The following is a 24,638-nucleotide window of genomic DNA, read 5'->3' as shown; positions in this document are numbered from 1 at the left end:
CCCCCGCCCCCCGCCAGCGACGAGCAGTGCTGCGCAGAATCCGGGACCGGCACCCGATCGGGTGAGTCGCTTCGGCTCAGTGCGTCGAGCCGCGCTGTCGTGGGCAGAGCCCAGGAGTTGAGCGTAAGGAGAGAGCACCCCATGGCGCTGACCCGCGCAGAGCGTGAAGAGTTCCTGGCGCAACCGCACGTCGCCGCCCTCTCCGTGGACGCCGGTGCCGGCCGTGCCCCCCTGACCGTGCCGATCTGGTACCGGTACGCGCCAGGCGGCGACGTCCGGGTGATGATGGACGCGGACTGCCGCAAGGCGCGGCTCATTCACGCGGCGGGCCGCTTCTCCCTGATGGTCCAGTCCCTGGAACCGGCCGTCCGTTACGTCTCCGTCGAAGGACCGGTGACTCGCACGTCTCCCGGCTCTCTCGAGTTTTCCGTACGGTGGCGGCCTACTACGTCGCGCCCGAGGACGTCGACTGCTGCGTCGACATCGCCGCGCAGTACAGGGGCGAGCGGATCGTGTTCCACATGCGCCCCCAACACTGGCTGAGCAGGGACCTCACCCCGTCGTAAGGCCGCGCAGCGGCGCTGGGTTCAGAGTGCCGAGTGCCGCGCAAAGCCCTTTGCCCAGGCTGCGTGCTCGTGGCAGGATCACGCCCGGCGCTCCCCCCACACCGCTGGTGCCTTCAGACCGGACCGAGAGCGACTCCCGAACTCCATGCCTCAGCGTTTCCGCGATTTCCGCGGTTTCCGCAGTTTCCGTAGTTTCCGCGCTGCCCGCGCTGCCCGTGCGACCGCCGCCGTGCTCGGCACGGCCCTCGCAGGGCGTCGTCCTGCCCACCTCTGCCGCTCAGGCCGCCGTCACGTGCACCGACGGCGTGTGGAAGGCGACGTACTACGCCAACACCTCCTTCTCCGGTACGCCCAAGCTCACCGCCTGCGACACCTCCGTCAACGAGGACTACGGCACCGGTGACCCCGCCGGAGTCACCCTGCCCAGGGACAACTTCACCGTCCGCTGGGCAACTACGCGTGACTTCGGCTCCGGTGGCCCGTTCGCCTTCACCACCGAGGTGCGTGACGGCATACGCGTCTACGTCGACGGCGTCCGCAAGGTCGACGTCTGGAAGAACGTCTCGACGACGCAGAAGAAGACCGTCAACCTCACCGTCCCCAAGGGGCGGCACACGATCCGCGTCGACTTCGTCGCCTGGACCGGCTACGCGAACGTCAAGTTCGCCTACACGCCCCGCACCTCCGCCGACGTCGACAAGGTCGCCCCTCTCGCGCCCACGGCCGCCCGGGCGACGTACAGCAGCTCGACCCTCACGACCACCGTCGCGTGGTCCAAGAGCCCCGAGATGGACCTCGCCGGGTACCGCGTCTACCGCCGCCTCAAGGGCAGCACCGCCTACACTCGGCTGAACACCACCCCGGTCACCGCCACGACGTACACGAACACCCCGCCCGCCACCGGCGCCGTCTACTACTACGAGGTCCGCGCCATCGACAAGGCGGGCAACGAGTCCACCGGCACCACCGACATGCCCGTCATCACCGCCGACAGGACGGCCCCCGCCGCACCCACGGGGATCCGCTTCGAGGACTCGTACGACGGAGTCGCCATCTCATGGGACGCGGTGCCGGGCGCCGTGTCGTACAAGGTCGGGCAGATGGACGCCTCCGTCGGCGACTTCTACCTCCACCCGGTCGGTGAGACGAGCACCAACCGCATCACCGACACCACGGCACCCCGCCAGGGCAGCAGGCTCTACCGCGTCGACGCCTACGACGCGGCGGGCAACGTGGGCAGCTCCCAGCTGGTCGAGTTCTACCGGCCCGTGGCGGCGCCGCCGGTCACCCTGGCCCCGCAGAGCGACCGTGTCGTCCTCACCTGGGAGAACAACCCCGACAAGTACGGCGCGGCATATGACTACGTCGTCCACCGCTCCACGACGCTGCCCGTGGACACGACGGGCACACCCGTCGACTGCGACGAGTCCCTCGTCACCGTCGACGGCGTGAAGAAGTGGCGGTGCACCAACACCGGTCTCGCCTCGGAAACGACGTACCACTACGCGCTCGTCGCCACCGACAACCGGGCAAGCTCGACGCCGGCCGGTCCGTTCACGACCACGACGCAGCCCAAGGACATCACCCCGCCGGACGCCCCGGCCAACCTGACCGCCGAGCCGACCGAGTACGGCATCAAGATCGACTGGGACGACAGCCAGGCTGAGGACTTCCGCCAGTACGTGGTCCGCTCCTGCGACGAGTCCGGCAACAACTGCGACAGCCCGCCGGCGATCACGTCGCGTACGCGCTCGGAGTACCTCTTCGTGAACGCCGCCGACGGCGAGAAGCGGACGTACTCCATCACCACCTCCGACTACCGCCGCAACACGTCCCCAGCCACCTCGGTCACCGCGACCGAACTGGACCTGAGCCCCACGGTCGCCACTCCCCCCGGCTCACCGCTGCGGGTGAACTACTGGACGCTCGAAAACGGCATCGGCGTCTACTGGACCTGCTCGACGGGGCCGTGCGAGGGGATCAGCGGCTACAGCGTCCACCGCTGGGACCGTGCGTCCGAAACCTTCGTGTCGCTCACCGACGGCCGGCTGGCACGCGACGTCAGCAGCTGGGACGACCGGACAGCCCCCGCCGGCACGACGCACTTCTACCGCGTCACTGTCCACTACGCCGACGGCACGGACGGGATCCCGTTCCTCCTGAAGGCACCCCTGGCCCCGTAGTAACCCGGCCGCAGCCCGTAGCAACCCGGCCGCAGAGAAAGGCCTGTCACTCCACAGTGTGTGGAGTGACAGGCCTTTCCCTCTTGAACGGTTTGAACGGTGCCTATTCCGCCGGCCGCTTGGGCTTGGGCCGCCAGACCACCAGCGCGCTCGCCTGCTGCACGTCCTCGTACCGGACAAGATCGCGCCGGTACGACGCATGCACCTGCGCCTCGCGCTGCCGCAAAGCCGCCGCCGCGCCGTCCACCGCCGCCGAGAGCTCGGCGATGCGCTGCTGGAGCGCGGTCACCTGGTTCTCCAGCTCGATGATGCGCTTGATGCCGGCCAGGTTGATGCCCTCGTCCTGCGACAACTGCTGCACCTGCCGCAGCAGCTCGATGTCGCGGGCCGAGTAGCGCCGGCCGCGCCCGGCCGTGCGGTCGGGGGAGACCAGGCCGAGGCGGTCGTACTGCCGCAGGGTCTGCGGGTGCAGGCCGGAGAGCTGTGCCGCGACCGAGATGACGTACACCGGTGTCTCGTCGGTCAGCTGGTATGGATTACGTCGTATGCGCGGGTCCATCTCACGCTCCCTTCGCGGCCTGGAACAGCTCCGCCCGCGGGTCCTCCCCGGCGGTCGCCTCACGGTAGGACTCCAGCGCCTCACGGGCCTTGTCGTCAAGGTCCTTCGGCACTTCGACCTCCACGGTGACCAGCAGGTCGCCGCGGGTGCCGTCCTTGCGGACCGCGCCCTTGCCGCGAGCGCGCATCGTACGGCCGTTCGGCGTGCCGGCCGGCAGCTTGAGGGTGACCGGCGGGCCGCCCAGTGTCGGGACCTTCACCTCGCCGCCGAGCGCCGCCTCCACGAAGGTGACGGGCACGGTGACGGTGAGGTTGTCGCCCTTGCGGCCGAAGACCGGGTGGGCGTCCACGTGGACCACGACGTACAAGTCGCCCGCCGGACCGCCCCGTTCGCCGGGACTTCCCTTGCCGCGCAGCCGGATCCGCTGGCCGTCGGAGACGCCCGCCGGGATACGGACCTGCATGGTCCGGGACGACTTGGCGCGGCCGCTGCCCTTGCACACCTCGCAGGGGTCCTGGGCGATGAGCCCGCGGCCCCGGCAGTCGACGCACGGGTCGGTGAGCGAGAAGCCGCCACCGCCGCCGCGCGACACCTGTCCCGTACCGACGCAGGTCGGGCACACGCGCGGCGTGCCGTTCTTGTCGCCCGTACCCGAACAGGCCTTGCAGGGGGCCTGGCTGGACATCCGCAGCGGGACCGTGGCCCCGTCCACCGCCTCGGTGAAGCTGAGCGTCACCTCGGACTCGATGTCCTGGCCGCGGCGAGGCTGCGTACCCGTACGCACGCCCGGGCCGCCCCGGTTGAACAGGCCCCCGAACACGTCCCCGAGTCCGCCGCCGAACCCGCCGGCACCGCCGGTCTGGGCCCCGCCCTGGGCGCCTCCGAAGAGGTCGCCCAGGTCGAAGTTGAAGGAGCCGCCACCGGCGCCCGGGCCCGGCCTGCCCTGCCTGTTGAACAGGGCGCCGTTCCCGAACAGAGCACGCGCTTCGTCGTACTCCTTGCGCCGCTTGGGGTCGCCGAGGACGTCGTTCGCCTCGGAGATCTCCTTGAAGCGTTCCTCCGCCTTGGCGTCGCCCTTGTTGGCGTCCGGGTGGAACTCGCGGGCGAGCTTCCGGTACGCCTTCTTGATCTCGGCCTCGGTGGCGTCCTTCGGGACGCCGAGAACCTTGTAGTAGTCCTTCTCGACGAAGTCCTTCGTGCTCATCCCCGACGTCCCTCCTTCCTGCTCTTCCCCGTCACGTCAGCCCTCGTCCGGGCCACCGCTCTCCTCGTCCGGAGCCTTGGCTTCGGGCTCGTCCGCCTTGGCGGCGGGCGTGGCGCCCGGCTGCGGTTCCGCGACCGCGACCCGCGCGGGACGGATGGTCCGCTCGCCGATGCGGTAGCCCGGCTGAAGGATCGCGACGCACGTGGTCTCGTCGACATCCGGTGCGTACGAGTGCATCAGGGCCTCGTGGATCGTCGGATCGAAGGGCTCGCCCTCCTTGCCGAACTGCTGCAGGCCCATCTTGGCGGCGACCGTCTCCAGCGATTCGGCGACCGACTTGAACCCGCCCACCAGCTCGCCGTGTTCACGCGCGCGGCCGATGTCGTCGAGGGTCGGGAGGAGCTCGGTCAGGAGGCTCGCGACAGCGATCTCCTTGACCGTGACCCGGTCCCGCTCCACGCGGCGACGGTAGTTCTGGTACTCCGCCTGCAGCCGCTGGAGGTCCGCGGTGCGCTCACTGAGCGCCATACGTACCTGGTCCAGCTGTGCGGTCAGAGCTACGTCCTGTACGTCCCCGGCCGGGGCTGCCGGGCCCGACTCCTCGACGGAGTCGGTCCCTGCCGTTTCGGGCGCGGCAGCCTGCGGTTCGGCGTCTTCGGGAGTGGCGCCGGAAGGGACGTCGGGCTTCTCCTCGAAGCCCGGAGTCTCCTCCGTCATGCCGCGCCTCCCTGGCGGCCGGCGCCGGTGTCGCGCTCGTCGTCGACGATCTCGGCGTCAACGACGTCGTCCGTGCCATCGGCCGACTGGGCGTGCCCGTCAGCACCGTGAGCGTGGCCGCCCGCGGCCTGAGCGCCCTCGGCGTTGGCGTACATGGCCTGGCCCAGCTTCTGGGAGACGGCCGCGACCTTCTCCGTGGCCGTGCGGATCTCGGCCGTGTCCTCACCCTTGAGCTTTTCCTTCAGCTCGGTGATGGACGTCTCGACCTCGTCCTTGACGTCGCCCGGAACCTTGTCCTCGTTGTCCTTGAGGAACTTCTCCGTCTGGTAGACGAGCTGCTCGGCCTGGTTGCGGGTCTCGGCGGCCTCGCGGCGCTTGTGGTCCTCGTCCGCGTACTTCTCGGCCTCTTCGCGCATCCGGTTGACCTCGTCCTTCGGCAGCGAGGAGCCACCGGTGACGGTCATCTTCTGCTCCTTGCCGGTGCCGAGGTCCTTGGCTCCGACGTGCATGATGCCGTTGGCGTCGATGTCGAACGCGACCTCGATCTGCGGGACACCACGCGGGGCCGGCGGCAGACCGGTCAGCTCGAACATGCCGAGCTTCTTGTTGTACGCCGCGATCTCACGCTCGCCCTGGTAGACCTGGATCTGGACGGACGGCTGGTTGTCCTCGGCCGTCGTGAAGATCTCGGAGCGCTTGGTCGGGATCGTCGTGTTTCGCTCGATGAGCTTCGTCATGATGCCGCCCTTGGTCTCAATGCCTAGCGACAGCGGCGTGACGTCGAGGAGCAGAACGTCCTTGACCTCGCCCTTGAGGACACCGGCCTGCAGCGAGGCGCCGATGGCGACGACCTCGTCCGGGTTCACACCCTTGTTGGCGTCCTGGCCGCCCGTGAGCTCCTTGACGAGCTCGGCGACGGCCGGCATACGGGTCGAGCCACCGACGAGAACGACGTGGTCGATCTCGGAGAGCTGGATGCCCGCGTCCTTGATGACGTTGTGGAACGGCGTCTTGCAGCGGTCCAGCAGGTCGGCGGTCAGCTGCTGGAACTGCGAGCGCGTGAGCTTCTCGTCCAGGTGCAGCGGGCCCTCGGCCGACGCCGTGATGTACGGCAGGTTGATCGAGGTCTCGGTGGAGGAGGACAGCTCGATCTTGGCCTTCTCGGCCGCCTCGCGCAGACGCTGGAGCGCCATCTTGTCCTTGGAGAGGTCCACGCCGTGACCGGAGTGGAACTGCTTGACCAGGTAGTCCATGACGCGCTGGTCCCAGTCGTCACCACCGAGGTGGTTGTCACCGTTGGTGGCCTTGACCTCGACGACGCCGTCGCCGATCTCAAGGAGCGATACGTCGAAGGTGCCGCCACCGAGGTCGAAGACGAGGATCGTCTGGTCGTCCTTGTCGAGGCCGTACGCCAGGGCGGCGGCGGTCGGCTCGTTGACGATACGCAGGACGTTGAGGCCCGCGATCTCACCGGCCTCCTTCGTCGCCTGACGCTCGGAGTCGTTGAAGTACGCCGGGACGGTGATGACCGCGTCGGCCACCTTCTCGCCCAGGTACGCCTCGGCGTCGCGCTTCAGCTTCTGCAGGATGAAGGCGCTCATCTGCTGCGGGTTGAACTTCTTGCCGTCGAGCTCGATGTTCCAGTCGGTGCCCATGTGGCGCTTGACCGACCGGATCGTCCTGTCGACGTTGGTGACTGCCTGGCGCTTGGCCACCTCGCCTACCAGCACTTCACCGTTCTTCGCGAAGGCGACGACGGACGGCGTGGTCCTGGCGCCTTCGGCGTTGGTGATGACGGTGGGCTCGCCGCCCTCCAGAACGCTGACGACGGAGTTAGTGGTGCCCAGGTCGATGCCGACCGCACGTGCCATTTCGATTCCTCCAGCTGACTTGAGTGGAACAGGCTCAAGGATGCATGACGGATCCAGTCGCGTCAACAGACATGAGTCAAGGGAACTCAACTCTTATGCTGCCCTTATGGGCATGTGCACGGCACGCCGCCGCCCTCCAGGGCGCCACGTAGGGACGAAAGGCATGAAAAGGTACAACCATGTCCGCGATGTCCGCGAAGCGCATCCTCGACCTGGCGGCCACCCCCGCCCTCATGCTGATCGCCGCCCCCCTCCTGCTCCTCGCCGCCACGGCCGCGGCCGCAACGTCACGCGGCCCGGTTCTCGTACGGAGCACCCGAGCCGGCCTGGGCGGCCGTCCCTTCGAGATGCTGACGCTGCGCACCGATCCCCGCACCCCGGCCGGCCGGCTGCTGCGCCGGTGGCGGCTCGACGTACTGCTGCGGCTGATTCACGTACTGCGCGGCGAGATGTCCCTGGTCGGGCCGTGCCCGCTGCCGGCGGGTCATCCGTCGGCCACCCGGGCGAGACTGTCCGTGCGGCCTGGCATCACCGGGCTGTGGCAGGTCAGCGGGCGTTCGGAGCTGCCCTGGGAGGAGATGGACGTTCTCGATCTGCACTATGTCGAGCAACACTGGCTAGGACTCGACCTGGCGATCCTCGCCCGCACCGTCCCGGCAGCCTTGGCCGCCAGGGGATCAAGGGGCCGAGGGAAGCCTTACGCGACACAGATCACCGCCTGCCCAACTACAGTGCGGCGCCATAACTGGGTACGCTCAGCACGAACTAATTAAGTTACCGCTTAGTAATCCGCTGATTTTCACCCTCGCAGGCCCGCCCGAGGAGCCCCTCATGCAACTCGCCGCGATCATCGTGTCGCTGGTCATCACGGTGGTAGCCGTCGCGCTGTTCGGCCGTGCCATCACGCAGATCTACCGGTTCGTGCGACTCGGCCAACCCGTGCCCGCGGGCACGCGCACCGGCGACCCCACGCAGCGCACCATCACGCTGGCCAAGGAGTTCCTCGGCCACACCCGCATGAACCGCTGGGGCGTAGTCGGTGTCGCGCACTGGTTCGTGGCGGTCGGATTCTTCGCGCTGCTGCTCACGATCGTCAACGCCTTCGGCCAGCTCTTCCAGGCCGACTGGCTGATCCCGGTCATCGGCGACTGGCTGCCGTACGAGATCTTCACCGAGTTCCTCGGCCTGATGACGGTCCTGGGCATCCTGACCCTCATCGTGATCCGGCAGCTGAGCCGACCGGGCAAGGCGGGCCGCAAGTCCCGCTTCACGGGCTCCAAGACGGGCCAGGCGTACTTCGTCGAGGCCGTCATCCTCATCGTCGGCGTCTGCATCATGACGCTGCGCGCCCTGGAGGGCGCCCTGCACGGCGTCGACGGCTGGGAGCCCGGCTTCCTCGCCTCGTACCCGCTGATCGCCGCCCTCGACGGGCTGAGCCTGAGCACGCTCCAGCACCTCACGTACTTCTTCGCGGCGCTCAAGATCGTCACGTCCTTCACCTGGATGATCACGGTCTCGCTCAACACCAACATGGGTGTGGCCTGGCACCGCTTCCTCGGCTTCCCGAACATCTGGTTCAAGCGCAACGCCGACGGCTCCACCGCCCTCGGCGCGCTCCAGCCGATGGCCAGCGGCGGCAAGGAGATCGACTGGGAGGACCCGGCCGAGGACGCCGTATTCGGCGTCTCCCAGGTCGAGCAGTTCTCCTGGAAGGGCATCCTCGACTTCTCCACGTGTACGGAGTGCGGCCGCTGCCAGTCGCAGTGCCCCGCCTGGAACACCGGCAAGCCGCTCTCTCCGAAGCTCCTGATCATGTCGCTGCGCGACCACGCGCACGCCAAGGCGCCGTACCTGCTCGCAGGCGGCGGCAAGGACATGGAGGGCAACGAGAAGGCGACGCCCGAGCAGCTGAAGGACGTCCCGGCGTCCGCGCTCGCCGAGGCCGAGCGCCCGCTGATCGGCACGCTCGAAGAGAACGGCGTCATCGACCCGGACGTGCTGTGGTCCTGCACCAGTTGCGGCGCGTGCGTCGAACAGTGCCCGGTCGACATCGAGCACATCGACCACATCGTCGACATGCGCCGCTACCAGGTGATGATCGAGAGCGCGTTCCCGTCCGAGGCCGGGACCATGCTCAAGAACCTGGAGAAGAAGGGCAACCCCTGGGGTCTTGCCAAGAAGCAGCGCGTTGAGTGGACGAAGGAAGTCGACTTCGAGGTGCCGATCGTCGGCAAGACGATCGAGGACCTGTCCGAGGTCGAGTACCTCTACTGGGTCGGCTGCGCGGGTGCCCTGGAGGACCGGGCGAAGAAGACCACGAAGGCCTTCGCCGAGCTGCTCCACATCGCGGGCGTGAAGTTCGCGATCATGGGCGGCGACGAGAAGTGCACGGGTGACTCCGCCCGCCGCCTGGGCAACGAGCCGCTGTTCCAGCAGCTCGGCCAGGAGAACGTGGCGATGCTGAACATGGCGTACGGCGAGGACGATGAAGATCCGTCGACCCGCAAGCCCAAGTCGTCGAAGAAGATCGTCGCGACCTGCCCGCACTGCTTCAACACGATCGCGAACGAGTACCCGCAGCTGGGCGGCGAGTTCGAGGTCATCCACCACACGCAGCTGCTCCAGCACCTCATCGACGAGGGCAAGCTCATCCCCGTCACCCCGGTCGAGGGCCTCATCACGTACCACGACCCCTGCTACCTGGGCCGCCACAACAAGGTCTACACGCCGCCGCGCGAGATCATGTCGGCCGTCCCGGGCCTGCGTCAGCAGGAGATGCACCGCCACAAGGAGCGTGGCTTCTGCTGCGGCGCCGGTGGTGCGCGCATGTGGATGGAGGAGCGGATCGGCAAGCGCATCAACACCGAGCGCGTCGACGAGGCGCTGTCCCTCAACCCGGACATCGTGTCGACGGCCTGCCCGTTCTGCCTGGTCATGCTGACGGACTCGATGAACGGCAAGAAGAACGACGGCAAGGCGAAGGAATCCCTCCAGGTCGTGGACGTGGCGCAGCTGCTCCTCGACTCGGTGCGGACGCCGGCCGAGCCGGCGGACGAGACGGAGTCCGAGGACGCGCCGGAGCCGGAACCGGCGAAGTAGCGCACGTACGTACGCAGTCGTAAAAGAAAGCGGCCGGATCTGTCTCGGGCAGGTCCGGCCGCTTTCGTACGCCCCGCTTAACGCAGCGGTCAAAAAAGAGCATCATGTGGCGACCGATGACTGGCGATACGGACGAGGTGGGTCGTGCGAAGAGGCATCGCAGTGGCAGCAGCAGCGAGCTGTGCGGTACTGCTGACAGCCACCGGCTGCGGCCCCTCCGCCGACAGCGACTCCCCGGCCACCGGGGCCAGGGAAAGCTCCTCCCCCGCCGCCATGGTGAACAAGGCCGCCGCGCCCCTCCACCCCGTACCGCACGGCAAGGGCAGCCGCGTCGCCGAGGACTTCAACGGTGACGGCCACCGCGACCTCGTGCTCAACGACCTGGTCAAGGGCCCGGAGGACCGCCTGGGCGACGACGCGGGCATCGGCATCGTGTACGGCGCCAAGCCCCCGCAGGCCCTTGATCCCTCCGTACGCCAGCTCCTCACGCCGACCCGCAACGCGGCCCGCACCGAGGGCGTGCTCCCCGCGGCGTTCGACGCCGAGGCGGCCTGCGACCTCGACCAGGACGGCTACGCCGACCTGGTGGTCACCACGGACCCGCCGTTCAACGGCACGGGCATGCCGCCCGTACCGCTCCAGATCCTCTTCGGCAGTACGAACGGCCTCACCGGCAAGGCGGTCAAGCTCCGCATCCCGGACCGCGCCCGGTTCGGCAACGAGTGGCCCGACCACCCGGTGTGCGGCGACTTCGACGGCGACGGCAGCAACGACCTGGCGGTGACCGCCAGTGGCGGCCGCCTCAGCTTCCTGCGCGGCCCGTTGACCCGCGCCGGCGCCCCGCGGGCGGCCGCGGGCGCGATCCCGGGCGTCGGCCCCGTCCTCGTCGCCCCCGACCTCTCACCCGACGCCAACGGTGACGGCTACGACGACCTGGTCTCCGCCACCCGCCCGCACGAGCCCGGAACCGCGGCGCGCGCGAAGCTGCTGCTGGGCGGCCCGGCCGGCCCCGGGCGACCGGGCGGTACGTACACCTTCAAGGCGGTGAAGCCGCGGCCGGGCGACCTGCCGGCCGGCGAGGAGGCGCCCATCACGGGCGTCCTGCGTCACGCCGACTACGACGGCGACAAGAAGCCGGACACGGTCGTACGGACGCACCGGGGCGAGACGACGGACGTCATCACGCTCCGTTCCTCGGCCGCGCAGAGGACCATCACCTTCTCCACTGCGGCTTTCTCCGCACCGCGGCACTGACCCGTACAACCAATTGAGCTCATCACGGGTCTCCTGTGCGCTGATCAACACGTGCCCCAGAGGACAACTCCCGGCAAACACGAGTGATTCGCCCCCCATTGACTCGGTCGGACGCACGCGCACCACGCGTCCCCGCATGCCGCAGGAGAACTCCGCATGCACAGAAGCCTCCGCACCACCCTCGCCACCGCCACCGCGGCCGCCCTCACCGGCAGCCTGCTGACCGGCGGCCTGCTCATCGCCGGAGCCGGCGCGGCCGTCGCCGCACCCTCCGGGCTGCAGGGCGACTTCAACGCCGACGGCTACCGCGACCTGGCGGTCTCCGCCTCCGGCGCCACCGTCAAGGGCCAGAGCGGCGCCGGCGCCGTGACGATCCTGTACGGCTCACCGGCCGGCGCGGGCGCCCAGAAGATCCAGACGATCACCCAGGAGACGCCGGGCGTCCCGGGCGGCGCCGAGAAGAACGACCGCTTCGGCGGCCACACGGCCACCGGCGACTTCAACAGCGACGGTTACGCGGACCTCGCCATCGGCGCGCTTCTCGAAGACGTCGGCTCGGACCTCGACGGCGGCTCGCTTACGGTCGTATTCGGCGGCGCCACCGGCCTGACCGGCGGCGTGACGATCCCGGACCCGACGCCCACCCAGCACGACCACTTCGGGTCGGGCGTGGCCGCGGGCGACTTCAACGGTGACGGCAAGGCCGACCTCGCCGCCAAGGCGGACAACAACAAGGTCGACATCTACCGCGGCGGTATCACCAAGTCCGGCGCTACCGGCGGCCGTTACACCATCACGACCCCCGTCCTCCCGGTCCAGGGGGAGCACGACATCTTCAACCTCACCGCGGGCAACGTGAACAACGACGGCCGCACCGACCTGATCGTCGACGGCTACGAAGGCGACAGCACCGGCGAGTACTCGTACAACGCCAACTACTACCTCCCCGGCAGCTCCTCGGGCATCACCACGACCGGCGCCAAGAAGCTCCCGGCGGGCATCATCACCGACATCGGCGACACCAACGGCGACGGCTTCGGCGACATCGTCATCGGCAACATGTGGGACGACGGTGCGGGCAGTTCGAAGGGTGGCGCGGTCGACGTCGTCTACGGCACGGCAAGCGGCCCGACCGGCGGCAAGGACACCATCACGCAGGACAGCCCCGGCGTCCCGGGCGGCTCGGAGGCGGGAGACGGGTTCGGCTGGGAGCTCTCGCTCGGCGACATCAACGGCGACGGCCTCCAGGACCTGGCCGTCGGCGCGCCGAACGAAGACCTCGCCGGCATAGCGGACACCGGCATGGTCACGGTCATCTACGGCACCCCGAACGGCTTCTCCACCTCGGGCGCGCAGGCGATCGAGCAGGACACCCCCGGCGTCCCGGGCGCGAGCGAGAAGCTCGACGGCTTCGGCGGCGAGGTCTTCCTCTCCGACACGACCGGCGACGGCAAGGCGGACCTGACGGTCGGCGTGCCGTGGGAGAACGCGGAGGACGGCTACGTGGTGGCGTTCCGCTCCGACGGTACGAAGATCTCGACGACGGGCAGGGGCATCGGCCTGACGGCCACCGGCATTTCGGCGACGGGCACACCGAGACTGGGCACGAACATCTCGGGCTGACCCACTGAGCCACTGAGCCACTCACCACTCACCCACTCACCCACTCACCCACTCACCCACTGAGACTCCCCGGGGGATATCCCGTCAGGGACCCCCTAGGGGATGTCACAGCTCGGCCGCAAAGCCGGGCCTGTTGCGGCAGGCCCGGCATACGGTGCATCAGGACCAGGTACGTTCGATTACGTGGCTGGATTCAGGATCGGACGCGGCCGGGACAACCGCACCCCGCAACAACAACCGCAGCGGCAACAGCAGCAGCAACGGCAGCAACAGCCGTACGGGCAGCAGGCACCATCGCCTCAGCCCCCGTACGGCCAGCAGCAGTGGCCGCAGGCACCGCAGTACGGCGGACAGCACGGCGAGCCCGAATACTTCGGCGACCCCGACCCGCACCCGCGCCAGGGCCACGCCCAGGGCGGACACAGCGGTCACGGCGGTTACGGAGCGCGCGGCGGCCATGGCGCCCCGGGGGGAGGTGACCCGTACGCCAACAGCAGCAACAACCCGGGCCACACCACGGCCTTCAGCATCGGCGAGGACCCGTACGGCGACGGCAACACCTACCAGGCCGGCAACACCCCCGCCCCGCCCGCCGGCCCGCGCCTGCACTGGAAGCAGCTGCTGAGCGGCATCGTGCTGCGACCGGGCCCGACCTTCTGGCAGATGCGCGACTACCCGGTGTGGGGACCGGCCCTGGTGGTCACGTTCCTGTACGGCCTGCTCGCGATCTTCGGCTTCGACAAGGCGCGCGAAGAGGCCATCAACGCGACGCTGTCGAATGCCATCCCGTACGTGCTGACGACCGGCATCGCAGTGATCATCTGCGGCCTGATCCTGGGCGCGGTGACGCACACGCTCGCCCGCCAGCTCGGCGGCGACGGCTCCTGGCAGCCGACCGTCGGCCTCTCGATGCTGATCATGTCGATGACGGACGCCCCGCGCCTGGTCTTCGCGATCTTCCTGGGAGGCGAGAACGCGCTGGTCCAGGTGCTCGGCTGGGTGACGTGGCTGGGAGCGGCGGCCCTGTTCACGTCAATGGTGAGCAAGTCGCACGACCTGCCGTGGCAGAAGGCCCTGGGCGCGTCCGCGATCCAGCTGGTGGCGCTGCTGTCCCTGATCAAGCTGGGCACGATCTGACGCTCGGCACGACGAACCGAAAAGGCCCCGGGCGCGTACACATACGCACCGGGGCCTTTCCCACACTCACTCAGGCGTCCAGAACCTGCCCGGTGCGCCGCACGACGGGCTTCTCCACGCTACAAGGCAAATGAAGTCAATGAGGGTAGTAGCCTTGCCCGGTACCGAAACACCAGGTCGCAGGCAGGGGAGCCCCCGATCATGGCACGCAAAGTAGGGATCTACACCCGCATCTCAAGATGACGAGGGGGAGGCACTCGGCGTTAGCCGCCAGCGCACAGACTGCGAGCGGCTCGCGGATCTGCGCACCTGGCAGCCGGTGAAGGTCTACGAGGACAACGACGTGTCAGCGTTCAAGCGCCACGTGGTCCGCGACGAGTTCGAGCTCATGCTGAAGGATCTACGAGCCGGGCTGATCGATGGCGTCGTGTCGTACGACCTTGACCGGCTGGCACGACAGCCGCGCGACCTGGAACGGCTGATCGAGATCTTTGACGAACGTCCACAGCTGGAGTTCGCGACGGTCACCAACGACGTGAACCTCGGCAGCGCGGACGGACGGACCATGGCGCGGATCATGGTGGCGTTCGCGAACAAGTCGTCCCACGACACGTCACGCCGGATCAAGCGCAAGCACCTGGAGTTGGCTCAGCAGGGCAAGGCGAACGGAGGCCCGGCGCCTTATGGCTGGCAGAAGGACGACCGAAACAGGGTCGACCCCGTCGCAGCCGCCCACATCCGCGAGTCCCAGAAGGAAGTACTGGCCGGGGTACGCATCGGCACGATTCGGCAACGCTGGCACGCCCAAGGCATCGGCAACCCGCGCGAGGGCACCAAGCGAATGGCTCACCACCACATCGAGCACATCCTCACCAGTCCCCGCCTGTGCGGCTACCGCACGTATCACGGTGAGATCCTGCTCGGCGACGACGGACAGCCGGTCAAGGGCGAGTGGGACCCCATCAACACGGTCGAGGAGTGGGAGGCCGTTTCCGCAGCCGTCGCCGAGCGCAAGCAAGGCCGACGGGAGGGCGACACGCTTGCGCGAAAGTACCTACTCTCGGGAATCGCACGGTGCGGGCTGTGCAAGAGCAAGATCCGGGGGCAGATCAACCGGCTCTGGAAACCCGGTTCCAAGGCCACGAAGTACACCTACCAGTGCTCTCAGGTCAATGGTGGATGCGGCAAGATCGGCCGGGTCGGCGAGCCCGTTGACAGGCTCATTGCGCGACTCGCCCTCGCCGAGCAGCGAGAGAAAGCCGCTACGTCAGTCGTGCCCACCGATGCCCGATGGCCCAGGGAACAGGAGTTGGAGGGCACTCTCACCGATATCGTCCAGCTCATCGAGGCTGAGAGGGCCAAGACGATCACGGTGTCCTCACTGTTGCAGTTGCTCCCCGGCAAGGAGCGAGAGCGCGACGCGTTGAAGTTGGAGCGCGCCCGCTTCTACAAGGAGCAGAAGCAGGCGGAGGCCAAGGGAAACACGGCCGACTTGACCATGGATGAATTCTTCGCGCTGCCCATCGAGCGGCAACGTGAGATCGTCCTGCACAGCATCACAGCCGTGCTCATTCACCCCGCAGGCCGGGGCAAGCGCAAGTTCGATCCTGACTTGATCGAGCCGATTTGGCGTTGATCACGCAGGGAGCCCCGGTCGGTTTCGGCCGGGGCTCCTCTCTTCTGTACCTAAATCCTGCCCTGAAGCAGCAAGGCGCGGCGTATCCAATCTTCGTCACGTTCGGGCGCACGGGCGAGGTGCCGACGCAACCACATCGCTTCGGCCGTCTCGTCGGATGGAACGTGATCCCGCGCTACACCAGCGGCGTTGCCGCTCAGATTCTCCCTGGGGGATGCAATCGCGGTGGTCACTGCCAGATCTCTCCTTCTGTCTTGGCGCGTTCGGCTTGGTCGCGGGTTTGGGTGATGTCGTGGCGGGTCTGGGCGGCGAGGAGTTCTTCGCCGGGGCGGTAGCCCGAGGCGAGGTACTGCCAGGAGGATTCGGTGACGAGGGTGGTGCTCTCGTCCGGGGCGGGGAGGCCGGCGCGGGCTTGGGCTTGGGCTTGGGCTTGGGCGGTGCGCCAGGCGCGGCGTACGTCGCGCAGTGCGCCGAGGGTGGTGGAGTAGGCGCGGGATTTGGTGGAGAAGTGGCCGCGGAATCCGAGCATGTGGGCCCACTTCCAGAGCTTGAGTTCTGCGAATTCCGGCAGGTGGCCGAGGGCCCAGGCGGTGCGGATCATCTGGCGTACGTGTTGCTGGACGCGGAGATCTTTGAGTGGTTCGGCTTGTCCGGTGCCGTCGCACTCTTCGCACAGGTCGCGGAAGCCGTCCGGGCCGCGCAGGTAGCCGCGTCCGGCGCAGGGGTGGCAGACCAGGGAGCGGTCTACGGTGCCGGAGCCCTCGGCGCTCTTGGTGGCGTACTTGGCGACGTAGGCCGCAACCTTCTGGTCTGAGAGATCGCCGTCACCGAAGGCGGTGATCTCGCGTACGTCGAGCCTCGCGCCCCAGCGGATCTTGCGTTCGCCAATGGCGTCGGAGGCGATGGTGAGGAAGGTCTTTTGGGCCGTCTTCTTGATGGCGTGGGTGAGTGCGTCGACGGTGGCCCAGGCGGGCGGGGGTTGGTTGCTGCCGTCGGGGCCGTCGAAGCGGATCACGGCGTGGAAGTGGACCAGGCCGCGCTGTTGGTACTCGGCGACTTTGGCGAAGGAGACGCGCAGCGCGGCGTTCAGCGCTTTCTGGGTCATGCCGAGGTGGGCGGCCAGCTCGCGGCGTAGGTAGGTGGTGAAGCGGGCCCACAGGGCACCGGCGTGGGCGTTCCACAGCACCGCACCCGTGTAGTCGTACTCCTTGGGCTTGAGCGGTGTACCCAGCTCGGGGGCATCTTCGGGGTGGTAGTCGCCGCAGCGGCAGGGCCGGGGGTTGCCCGCGCTGGTGGTGGGGCGGTTGTGGACGGGGCCGAAGGAGGGGGCGGTGAGGGTGGCGAAGACGCGGGGGTGGGTGCGGACGGAGTCGGGGACGGTTTTGCCGCCGGAGAGTCCGGCTTTGATCAGGTGGTAGGTGTCGGCGGCGTAGAGGCGGGAGCAGGCCGGGCAGCGTGAGGAGCGGCGGTTGCCGCACGCGGTCAGGAGCCGTCCGGTGGGTTCATCAGCAGTGGAGTAGGAGCGCAGAACAGTCTTGGTCGCGGCGTCGGTGGTGGCGGTCCAGCCGACGAGGTTGACGGGGCGGGTGCAGCCGCGCAGGTTGCGGACTTGCTCAGTGACGCGGTCGAAGTCGTCGAGGTTGGCCAGTTCGACCAGGTCCCGCACGGCGGGGCTGATCACGTGGCGCAGGTGCAAAAGGCGGGTCATGAGATGCGGGTGTCCCTTCTGGCGTGGAGGGTGGTAGAGCCGCCGGGCAGCAACGGCAGGCGAAGGCGGTTGCTGCCCGGAGGCATGACGGATCGAGCCCGGTAGGGCAAGGGGTGATGGGGGTTACCGGAAAGACCGGCGGAGGGGTCAGGCGGAGAGGGCCGCGTACAGGGCGTTGGCCATCGGCAGGCCGACGCCGAGCCGTCGCTTGAGCTGGGCGGCGGTGATGGTCTCGCCGTGCTCCGTATGGTGCGCGGCGGCGATGGAGCGAGCCTCTTTGAGAAGCGGCTCAGGGACCTTCACCGTAGGCGCCACAGAGGCGACAGCCACCGGCGCGGGTGCGGCCGGGACAGGGGCCGGGGCGGGAGCGGGTACCGGCTGCACCGGTTCGACCACGGCAGGGGCCGGTTCCAGTGCCGTCTCGACCACGGCCGGGGCCGGTACGTCAGCCGGGGCAGGGGCGGGGGCGGGCATGTCAACCGGGGCAGGGGTCGTGTTGGTCATGGTCACGGCGTGGAAGTGCCGCAGGAGGCCGGGGCCGACCGTGCCCCATCCGAGGAGGAGCAGGGGGGCGACCGCGTCCACGGCGGCGCGTCCGTAGTGCCCGGCGGCGATGGGTTCTGCGATGTTGAGGGCCAGGGTCAGCAGTCCGGACACGTGCATCAGGCGGGTGGCCGCCTTCATTTCCTCGGGCGGGACACCGCGCAGGGAGAGGTAGCGCAGTGCCACCAGGAGCCCGACTACCGACAGGTCGACCATGGGGGCGATCAGCGGTGCGATGGGGCCGGGGACGCCGAGGCGCAGGGCCAGGGCCCAGACGTTGCCGAAGGAGAAGACGAACGCGAGGGCGGCGATGACGACCATGACCACGGTTACGGTGCGCTGAGTGATCCGGTCCTCATTCATGAGGATTCACCTCCCTTCAAGTCGGCAGTAGTTGTAGGGGTGTTGGGGTCAGGCCGCTTGTGCGTCGGGCTTCGTCATGTGCACCGGGGCGTCCCACACGCGCGGGCCCATGACCGCTTCGAGGAGTTCGGCGGGGTCGCGGGTGAGGTGGGCGGTCTCGTCAGCGATGCGTGCCGCGTCGGCGTCCGCGACGTACGGGGTGCGGACGCGGGTGAAGCCGGGGCGTGACTGGTGGCTCATGGAGGCGACGCCGACATAGGCGGGGTTCTGGAGGTTGATCGGGTTGGCGTCGTCCCAGTTGCGGATGTCCTCCCCGAGCGCAGCCACGGCAGCCTCAGCGGTCTTCTGCGCGAAGGACAGGCCGACCGGGCACACGTCACGGATGAACGTCGGGATGGCGTCACCGGTGGACTTCTGTGTGGCCAGGATGACGAGGATGCCCACCGAGCGGCCCTTCTTGACCAGGTCTTCCACGAGCCGGGCGTTCTCCGCCGCCAGCGCCACGAGCTTCTTCGTCTTGGGGTCGCTGCCCTTGTAGTCGCGGAAGAAGGTATGGGCTTCGTCGATGACCACCACGACCAGCGGCCAGGTGCCAGACGGGCCGACCTCCCACATGCTCTTCACGCCCAGCATGGCGCGGACCGACGAGGAGCGGGCACGGCGCAGGGCCACCAGGCGGTTGAACTCCTTGTTGGCCTCTTCCAGGTCGTCCCCGACGAAGGCGAACATGCGCTTGACCAGGTCCGCGTAGTCCCCCTCGTGCGCCTTGGACACCTTGCCGTCGAAGCCGACGAACTGAATCGCGGGCGAGGGAGCCCAGTCGCACATGAGGCGGTTGATGAGGGAGGTCTTGCCGAAGCCGGGAAGGCCGGCCACGGTCACGCCCGGCACCTGGGACAGGTCCACCGTCACGGGCTGGGCGTACTCGTCCACCCCGAGATCCCAGGTGGCAGCCTTCTTGGGCACCGCACCGGTGGGAACGTGCTCGGTTCGGGTGGTGAGCGGGTCCACGCGCACGCCACGGATGATCACCTGTCCGGGGCCGTCCGGCAGGACCGAAACCCGCTCACAGCGCCACGCGTCCGCCAGATACGGGGCGGCCTTCTGGAACTCGTCCAGGCTCACCTTGGGCAGGCAGTTGGCCCGCGCCACGATCCCGAACTGATCGGGCTTCACCTTCAGGGCCGGGATGAGGACCCGCGGCTTCGGCGTCTTGCCCTCCGCGGTGGAGAACGCCGCCAGCGCGGTGGGCATCTTGTCCGTGACCGACAGACCGGCCATCGGCGCGAGCCGCTTCCAGGTCCGGCGCACCCGCACCGCCTGCCGGATGCTGGCCCGCGTCATCTTGTCCGCCAGCGCGTAGCGGACTATCCAGATCACCGCCCAGATGGCGATGAGGGTCAGGGCCGCTACCACCACCAGGGGGGCGTAGCCGTTCAACTCCTGCACTGTCACTTGGTGTCCTTGTGTTCGTAGAGGAAGGCCGCAAGGGCCGATTCGAGGTCCGCCCAGTCATCCAGGGCGGCGAAGGGCGGGTAGCCGTAGCCGACGAGGAGCGCGGCCACGGAGTTGATGAGGGATTCGGAGAACCGGGGGTCCGGTCCGGCGTGAGGGATCGGGTAGACCGCCTCAGCGCCGAACCGGAAAGCGGGCTGCGTCACGCGGCTGCCTTCTTGGCCGGCTCACCAGCAGCGGCCGGGATCAGGAGTTCGAGCGCAGCGGCCCGGTAGGCGATGCCGTCCGAGAGGGAGCCGTTGAAGATGCGGGCCCACGGGGTGGCGAACAGCTCCACCGGCCGCACCGGAACACCGGGCTTAAGACCGTCCGGCAGACCGTCCGCCGCAACGGTGATCTTCATGGCCTCCGCCCGCTCCTCCTCCATCAGGAACACGGTCACCGTGTAGAGCTTCTGACCGGTCTCACGGTCGGTGGCGAACGTGGTCTTCTCCTGATCGGTGTACTTCGGCACCGGCAGGGTGCCGACCATGAACGAGGTCGTGTCCAGCAGGCCAACGCGGATGCGAGCCATGGGTGTTACTTCCTTCCATCGTTTGGGCCGTGTGTTCGGCCCGGATCACAACAGTGCCACATCAGTGGGTGTTGCGCAACAGTTGGTCCGTGGAGTGATGCGCTACAGCATGGAGCCGGGTGGTGCGAGTGTGTCGCCACGTAGCGGGTGCGCCCGTATCCTGCGGGCATGACACTGGACTTCGAGGCCGACGACCGGCCCCCCTACCTCCAGGCCGCCGAACTCCTCCGGGAGGAGATCACATCCGGCCGCCTGAAGCCCGGCGACAAGCTGCCCTCCTCGCGGACCCTGCAAGAGCGGTACGGCATCGCGAGCTCCACCGTGCAGAACACCCTGCGGCTGTTGAAAAGCGAGGGGCTGATCTACAGCGTCCAGGGGCGAGGCAGCTTCGTCCGCAACAGCGCCACCGCCGCGCCGGGCGAGGGCCGGGAGGAGACAGCCGAAACAGCCGACCTCACTCCCGGCCCCAGCGCCGAATCCCTCGCCGAAGAAGTCGCGGAGCTCAAGACCGCCATCAAGCGGATTGAGGAAACGCTGTCTCGCCTCGCAGCGCATGTGCAGGAACAGCGGGAACGATAGCCGCCGCTATTTCCCGGACCATCGCATCAATGCGGGCGATCGACGCACACACGTCGGTCAATTCCTCGTCCAGCGCCGCTATCTCGTTCTCGGTCATTTCCTGTTTCCCCGCCTTGCTTCCGTGCCGTTCCTTCATGCTCCGCATCCAACTCAGCAGGGCTTGCCCAAAGGCTTGCCCTCGCCGGGGTAACCACCGCCTGACCCGCCAGGGCAAGCCTCCGCCATGCCTAGCAGGGCCGCCGGCCACACCCAAGAGCGGACGTACGAACAGGTCACCAAGCGGGAAACTAATTTCCGCCCGTCCCGCCTGACGGGCATCTCTGGCCCACAGCAGCACCGCCACCGGCCACCGCTTTGCCGTCCTCCGAGCACCCTGCACGAAGGCCGAGGACAAAACGAACCGGGTACCGGCACCCCGGAGGAATGACGCACCGGTCTTGCATCCTGCTGTGTCGCACTCGGCGCCCCTTGCATCCGGCTGGGCCCTGCTAAGCCGGATCGAAAAGATTCCGCACAGACCGGTTCGACGTATCGACCGCGCCCCCCACGAAGCGCGCTCACTCACTTGGGCCATGCCGATCTCCTCCCTGTGCTGGACTTCGATGTTCCGGAGAATCACCGGTTTGGCTAACCGGCGATCGTGCGCTATGTTCCGCCGCCACCGGACCAGCGGACAGACGTTTCCCACCCACCCAGGAAGGGGAGCGAAAGACCCCCGGATGTGACACCGCACCCCACGCAAGCTTTGTGACGCCCGTCACGTCCGTCTCCTGTCTGTCGCACGGCCTGCCCTTCCACCCCACCCAGGCGCCCATCCCACGCGCGGGGATGGACTGGGGGATCACCCATAGAGGTGTCTTTGAGGGCGGGCGTGTGACCTCGGCACTTTGTGACGCCCGCCACAGCCCCTCCTTTTTTGCCCCTCACTAACACCAAGCCCTTCCAGAAGGCCGATTCGGACAACGGGGCCCGACTTTTTTCATCTTTTTTCTGACGGCGCGTCACACGCGCTCGCTGCCCCCTCGGCATTGAGCAGAACCGGGGATTCGTTTGCTACAGGTGCCGGAATCTGCCGCGGTGTGACGCCTCGTGGCCCAGATCACATGCACGCCCCCTCTCGCGTTTCGTCCCGCCGAGGCCATCGAGTCACGAACACCTGACCCTGTGGACAACCCTCCGGCCCGGCCGAGCCCCCATCCGGTCGGCAAGCAGAGGAAGCACGCGGCCCAACTCGGCCAGTTAGCAAGCCGGTTTGAGCGCACGCGGAAGCGGATGGAAAGCGCGTTGTGTCCACGGAATCGATCCTGCAATGGCGCCCCTGTGGATACTTTCCGGCGAGCCGAGGAACGTACCGGCGCATTCATGCCTAGATCAGGTCATACGGAGATGGGAGCGGCGCGGACGGGGAGGCAGCAGCCGGAACGCCCCGCAGGGACCGGGCCAACGCGGAGCGGCAGCGGAGCTGTTAAGAGTTTCTTTACTGGATCAAGGCGGCCCGCTCACGCGGGCCGCGCGCGCTGGCGGCCCGTGGCCGCCGACGCTCCATGTCTGCGCCACCGCTCCGGCGGCCCCCGTCCGCTCAGCGCGCAAGGCCAGGGAAAGCGATCCGACAGAGCCCGGGAAGCAACCCGACCATCCCGAGGCCACACCACCAGGCCCACACCCACGAGAGCGGCCTACGCAGGCTCCACGACCGGGCGCACAGCTCAGCTGTCCAGCCCCAGCCGGAATCCGCGGTGACCCCAGACAGCCGAAAGCCCCGAACATCACGCGGCCGAGGCTGACAGACGCAGCATTCGGGGCAGTCAGGGATGCCGCCCATCCCACGAGAGGAAGCAAGCCTGACGGGAGTTGTGCACTCAGCCACATCAACGACCGACCGCCCGAGGGACACGCGCCGCCGTGGTGGGTTCGTTGTGGCTGGGGCGGCCGGCCGAAGCGGCTTTACCCACCTGTTCGGGCCGGGGCCCGCGTCGGGCAAGGACAGGGGGCCACTCGTTCAAATTCCGGGCAGGTCCACAGCCTGCCCGAGTTGCCGGGCCAGCGTACGGCCCCCTGACCATGCCCGACCCCAACCCGAACAGGACACCGGCCAAAGCCGCTCCAACCGGCCGCGTGACCACGTGCAGCAGCGTGGAGTGGATGAGACACCATCTCGATGTGTTTTGCTCCAGGCCGCTGGCTTCCGGGACTATGGCCGCATGGCCTCCCTGAAGCAGTTCGACCCCGCGTCCGGAACCCGCGATTTCCTCGCCGCAGAGTTCGAGAGGCGCGAGCGCGCTTTCGCGACGATCCGCACCGTGTTCGCCCGCTACGGCTTCCAGCCGCTCCAGACCCCGGCATTCGAGCGGCTGGACGTGCTCACCGGCAAGTACGGCGACGAGGGCGACAAACTGATCTTCAAGATTCTCCGGCGAGGCGAGCACGAGGCCACCGGGGAGGCCGACCTAGCTCTTCGCTACGACCTCACAGTCCCTCTGGCCCGCGCGGCAGCCGCGTACGGCAGTCAGCTCCCGTCGCCGTACAAGCGGTACGCCATCGCGCCTGTGTGGCGAGCCGACCGGCCCGGCAAGGGGCGGTTCCGCGAGTTCGTCCAGTGCGACTTGGACATCGTGGGCTCATCCTCGCCGCTGTCGGACGCCGAGGTGGTCCTAGCGCTGCACGACGCCCTTGAAGCGCTCGGGGTACCGGAGTTCCGTTTCCTGGTGAACTCCCGACACGCCCTGTTCGGTCTGCTGGAGGCGTACGGCGTCCCGGACGATCTCGGTTCCGGTGCACTGATCACGCTGGACAAGCTCGACAAGCTTTCGCCCGAGGCCGTCGTGACCGAACTGGTGGCCAGTCGCGGCCTGTCACCGGAGGTGGCACAAGGCTTGGTCGACGACCTCACCGCGCCAAATGCCGTCGAGCGCATCAGGGCCGAGCTGAAGTCCAGCGAGACCGGTCAGGCCGGGTTGGACGAGGTGGACCGGCTGCTGGAACTCACCAAGGACACGATTCCTCCCGAGCGCATCGCATTTACGCCAAACCTGGTGCGCGGGCTCGACTACTACACCGGGATCATCTTCGAGGTGGTCGCCCCAGGCATGCCCGGGTCGATCGCGTCCGGGGGCCGGTACGACGGCCTCATTGGCCACCTTGGAGGCAAGGACTCCCCGGCATGCGGCGGCTCACTGGGCATCGAACGCATCCTGCCCCTGCTGTCCCAGGCGGACGAAGGCACCTACTCGCAGATTGACGTAGCCGTCACCGTGATGGGCGAGGAGCAGTCCGCCGACAGCTTCCGGCTTGCGGCCGAGATCCGCCGCGCTGGAGTTCGCACAGGTGTCTATCTCGGGTCAAGTGGGAAGTTCGCCAAGCAGATGAAATGGGCTGCCGACCAAGGAGCCCGTTTCTGCGTGATTTACGGCGCGACCGAGCGCGAAGCCGGTACGGTCACGCTGCGGGACATGGACAGTGGCGAACAAGTCCAGGTCCCGTTCGATCAGGCCGCCGCAGAACTCTCGCAGCGGTGCGCACCATCCAATTGACGCGCAGCGGGCTCGTTCCGCTGCCGACTCGTTCCGA

Annotated in this window: 18 protein-coding genes and 1 pseudogene; 10 read left to right on the top strand and 9 right to left on the bottom strand. The window is 68.2% G+C overall.

Annotation, left to right across the window (positions count from 1 at the left end):
- The first annotated feature begins 141 nt into the window (after positions 1–141).
- Positions 142–566 (top strand): annotated as a pseudogene (locus J7E89_RS08625) (pyridoxamine 5'-phosphate oxidase family protein).
- A 215-nt stretch (positions 567–781) separates the two neighbouring features.
- Positions 782–2,749 carry a PA14 domain-containing protein gene (locus J7E89_RS08620; RefSeq protein WP_214970526.1) on the top strand — a complete coding sequence of 656 codons (1,968 nt, stop codon included), beginning with the start codon at positions 782–784 and terminating at the stop codon, positions 2,747–2,749.
- A gap of 103 nt (positions 2,750–2,852) precedes the next feature.
- Here J7E89_RS08620 and J7E89_RS08615 read toward each other — a convergent pair whose 3' ends face one another.
- Genes J7E89_RS08615 through dnaK form a run of 4 tightly spaced genes read right to left on the bottom strand, consistent with a single transcriptional unit; the run spans position 2,853 to position 7,100 of the window.
- A complete protein-coding gene (locus tag J7E89_RS08615) occupies positions 2,853–3,308 on the bottom strand; it encodes a heat shock protein transcriptional repressor HspR (RefSeq protein ID WP_214970523.1) in 456 nt (151 codons plus the stop codon).
- A 1-nt stretch (position 3,309) separates the two neighbouring features.
- The gene (gene dnaJ / locus J7E89_RS08610) at positions 3,310–4,512 is read right to left on the bottom strand and encodes a molecular chaperone DnaJ (RefSeq protein WP_214970521.1); all 1,203 of its coding nucleotides are present in this window, start codon (positions 4,510–4,512) and stop codon (positions 3,310–3,312) included.
- Between the two features lie 36 nt (positions 4,513–4,548).
- Positions 4,549–5,229 (bottom strand): nucleotide exchange factor GrpE, encoded by a 681-nt coding sequence (gene grpE / locus J7E89_RS08605; RefSeq protein ID WP_214970518.1) that lies wholly within the window; start codon positions 5,227–5,229, stop codon positions 4,549–4,551.
- Positions 5,226–7,100, bottom strand: coding sequence for a molecular chaperone DnaK (gene dnaK / locus J7E89_RS08600; RefSeq protein ID WP_214970503.1), 1,875 nt, complete (start codon positions 7,098–7,100; stop codon positions 5,226–5,228). The genes grpE and dnaK overlap by 4 nt, the downstream gene beginning before the upstream one ends.
- 179 nt (positions 7,101–7,279) lie before the next feature.
- Here dnaK and J7E89_RS08595 point away from each other — a divergent pair, with 179 nt between their 5' ends.
- From J7E89_RS08595 to J7E89_RS08570, 6 genes are all read left to right on the top strand, one after another.
- On the top strand, positions 7,280–7,873 hold the full coding sequence (locus J7E89_RS08595) for a sugar transferase (protein WP_251060278.1): 594 nt from the start codon (positions 7,280–7,282) through the stop codon (positions 7,871–7,873).
- A 58-nt stretch (positions 7,874–7,931) separates the two neighbouring features.
- On the top strand, positions 7,932–10,199 hold the full coding sequence (locus tag J7E89_RS08590; protein WP_214970500.1) for a (Fe-S)-binding protein: 2,268 nt from the start codon (positions 7,932–7,934) through the stop codon (positions 10,197–10,199).
- A gap of 162 nt (positions 10,200–10,361) precedes the next feature.
- Entirely contained in the window at positions 10,362–11,453 is a 1,092-nt protein-coding gene (locus J7E89_RS08585; protein ID WP_374196798.1) for an FG-GAP repeat domain-containing protein, read from the top strand.
- Between the two features lie 156 nt (positions 11,454–11,609).
- Positions 11,610–13,076 (top strand): FG-GAP-like repeat-containing protein, encoded by a 1,467-nt coding sequence (locus J7E89_RS08580; RefSeq protein WP_214970498.1) that lies wholly within the window; start codon positions 11,610–11,612, stop codon positions 13,074–13,076.
- Between the two features lie 183 nt (positions 13,077–13,259).
- A complete protein-coding gene (locus J7E89_RS08575) occupies positions 13,260–14,213 on the top strand; it encodes a Yip1 family protein (protein ID WP_308315391.1) in 954 nt (317 codons plus the stop codon).
- Between the two features lie 301 nt (positions 14,214–14,514).
- Positions 14,515–15,849: a recombinase family protein gene (locus tag J7E89_RS08570; protein WP_251060292.1), complete on the top strand. Its 1,335-nt coding sequence runs from the start codon at positions 14,515–14,517 to the stop codon at positions 15,847–15,849.
- A gap of 229 nt (positions 15,850–16,078) precedes the next feature.
- On the opposite strand, the gene J7E89_RS08565 is transcribed toward J7E89_RS08570, so the two are convergent.
- From J7E89_RS08565 to J7E89_RS08545, 5 genes are all read right to left on the bottom strand, one after another.
- Positions 16,079–17,557, bottom strand: coding sequence for a replication initiator (locus J7E89_RS08565; protein ID WP_214970483.1), 1,479 nt, complete (start codon positions 17,555–17,557; stop codon positions 16,079–16,081).
- Between the two features lie 147 nt (positions 17,558–17,704).
- Positions 17,705–18,463 carry a DUF2637 domain-containing protein gene (locus J7E89_RS08560; RefSeq protein WP_214970480.1) on the bottom strand — a complete coding sequence of 253 codons (759 nt, stop codon included), beginning with the start codon at positions 18,461–18,463 and terminating at the stop codon, positions 17,705–17,707.
- A gap of 48 nt (positions 18,464–18,511) precedes the next feature.
- Positions 18,512–19,918: an FtsK/SpoIIIE domain-containing protein gene (locus J7E89_RS08555; RefSeq protein ID WP_308315389.1), complete on the bottom strand. Its 1,407-nt coding sequence runs from the start codon at positions 19,916–19,918 to the stop codon at positions 18,512–18,514.
- Positions 19,915–20,124 (bottom strand): hypothetical protein, encoded by a 210-nt coding sequence (locus J7E89_RS08550; RefSeq protein WP_214970476.1) that lies wholly within the window; start codon positions 20,122–20,124, stop codon positions 19,915–19,917. Before J7E89_RS08550 ends, J7E89_RS08555 begins: the two co-directional genes overlap by 4 nt.
- On the bottom strand, positions 20,121–20,492 hold the full coding sequence (locus J7E89_RS08545) for a hypothetical protein (protein WP_214970473.1): 372 nt from the start codon (positions 20,490–20,492) through the stop codon (positions 20,121–20,123). Before J7E89_RS08545 ends, J7E89_RS08550 begins: the two co-directional genes overlap by 4 nt.
- A gap of 168 nt (positions 20,493–20,660) precedes the next feature.
- Between J7E89_RS08545 and J7E89_RS08540 the strand changes: the two genes are divergently transcribed.
- Both J7E89_RS08540 and hisS read left to right on the top strand, forming a co-directional pair.
- Entirely contained in the window at positions 20,661–21,071 is a 411-nt protein-coding gene (locus J7E89_RS08540) for a GntR family transcriptional regulator (protein WP_214970471.1), read from the top strand.
- Positions 21,072–23,272: 2,201 nt separating this feature from the next.
- Positions 23,273–24,601 (top strand): histidine--tRNA ligase, encoded by a 1,329-nt coding sequence (gene hisS, locus J7E89_RS08535; protein WP_214970468.1) that lies wholly within the window; start codon positions 23,273–23,275, stop codon positions 24,599–24,601.
- Positions 24,602–24,638 lie beyond the last annotated feature (37 nt).

The sequence above is a fragment of the Streptomyces sp. ISL-100 genome (genome assembly GCF_018614615.1).
GTDB lineage: Bacteria > Actinomycetota > Actinomycetes > Streptomycetales > Streptomycetaceae > Streptomyces.
Note: the sequence above shows the minus strand (reverse complement) of the source record. Positions and strands in the feature narration are given on the sequence as shown.

Coding starts and splice junctions, on each gene's coding strand:
- J7E89_RS08545 (WP_214970473.1), bottom strand. CDS start 20,492: ATGGCTCGCATCCGCGTTGGCCTGCTGGACACGACCTCGTTCATGGTC.
- grpE (WP_214970518.1), bottom strand. CDS start 5,229: ATGACGGAGGAGACTCCGGGCTTCGAGGAGAAGCCCGACGTCCCTTCC.
- hisS (WP_214970468.1), top strand. CDS start 23,273: ATGGCCTCCCTGAAGCAGTTCGACCCCGCGTCCGGAACCCGCGATTTC.
- J7E89_RS08590 (WP_214970500.1), top strand. CDS start 7,932: ATGCAACTCGCCGCGATCATCGTGTCGCTGGTCATCACGGTGGTAGCC.
- J7E89_RS08540 (WP_214970471.1), top strand. CDS start 20,661: ATGACACTGGACTTCGAGGCCGACGACCGGCCCCCCTACCTCCAGGCC.
- J7E89_RS08560 (WP_214970480.1), bottom strand. CDS start 18,463: ATGAATGAGGACCGGATCACTCAGCGCACCGTAACCGTGGTCATGGTC.
- J7E89_RS08565 (WP_214970483.1), bottom strand. CDS start 17,557: ATGACCCGCCTTTTGCACCTGCGCCACGTGATCAGCCCCGCCGTGCGG.
- dnaJ (WP_214970521.1), bottom strand. CDS start 4,512: ATGAGCACGAAGGACTTCGTCGAGAAGGACTACTACAAGGTTCTCGGC.
- J7E89_RS08580 (WP_214970498.1), top strand. CDS start 11,610: ATGCACAGAAGCCTCCGCACCACCCTCGCCACCGCCACCGCGGCCGCC.
- J7E89_RS08615 (WP_214970523.1), bottom strand. CDS start 3,308: ATGGACCCGCGCATACGACGTAATCCATACCAGCTGACCGACGAGACA.
- dnaK (WP_214970503.1), bottom strand. CDS start 7,100: ATGGCACGTGCGGTCGGCATCGACCTGGGCACCACTAACTCCGTCGTC.
- J7E89_RS08595 (WP_251060278.1), top strand. CDS start 7,280: ATGTCCGCGATGTCCGCGAAGCGCATCCTCGACCTGGCGGCCACCCCC.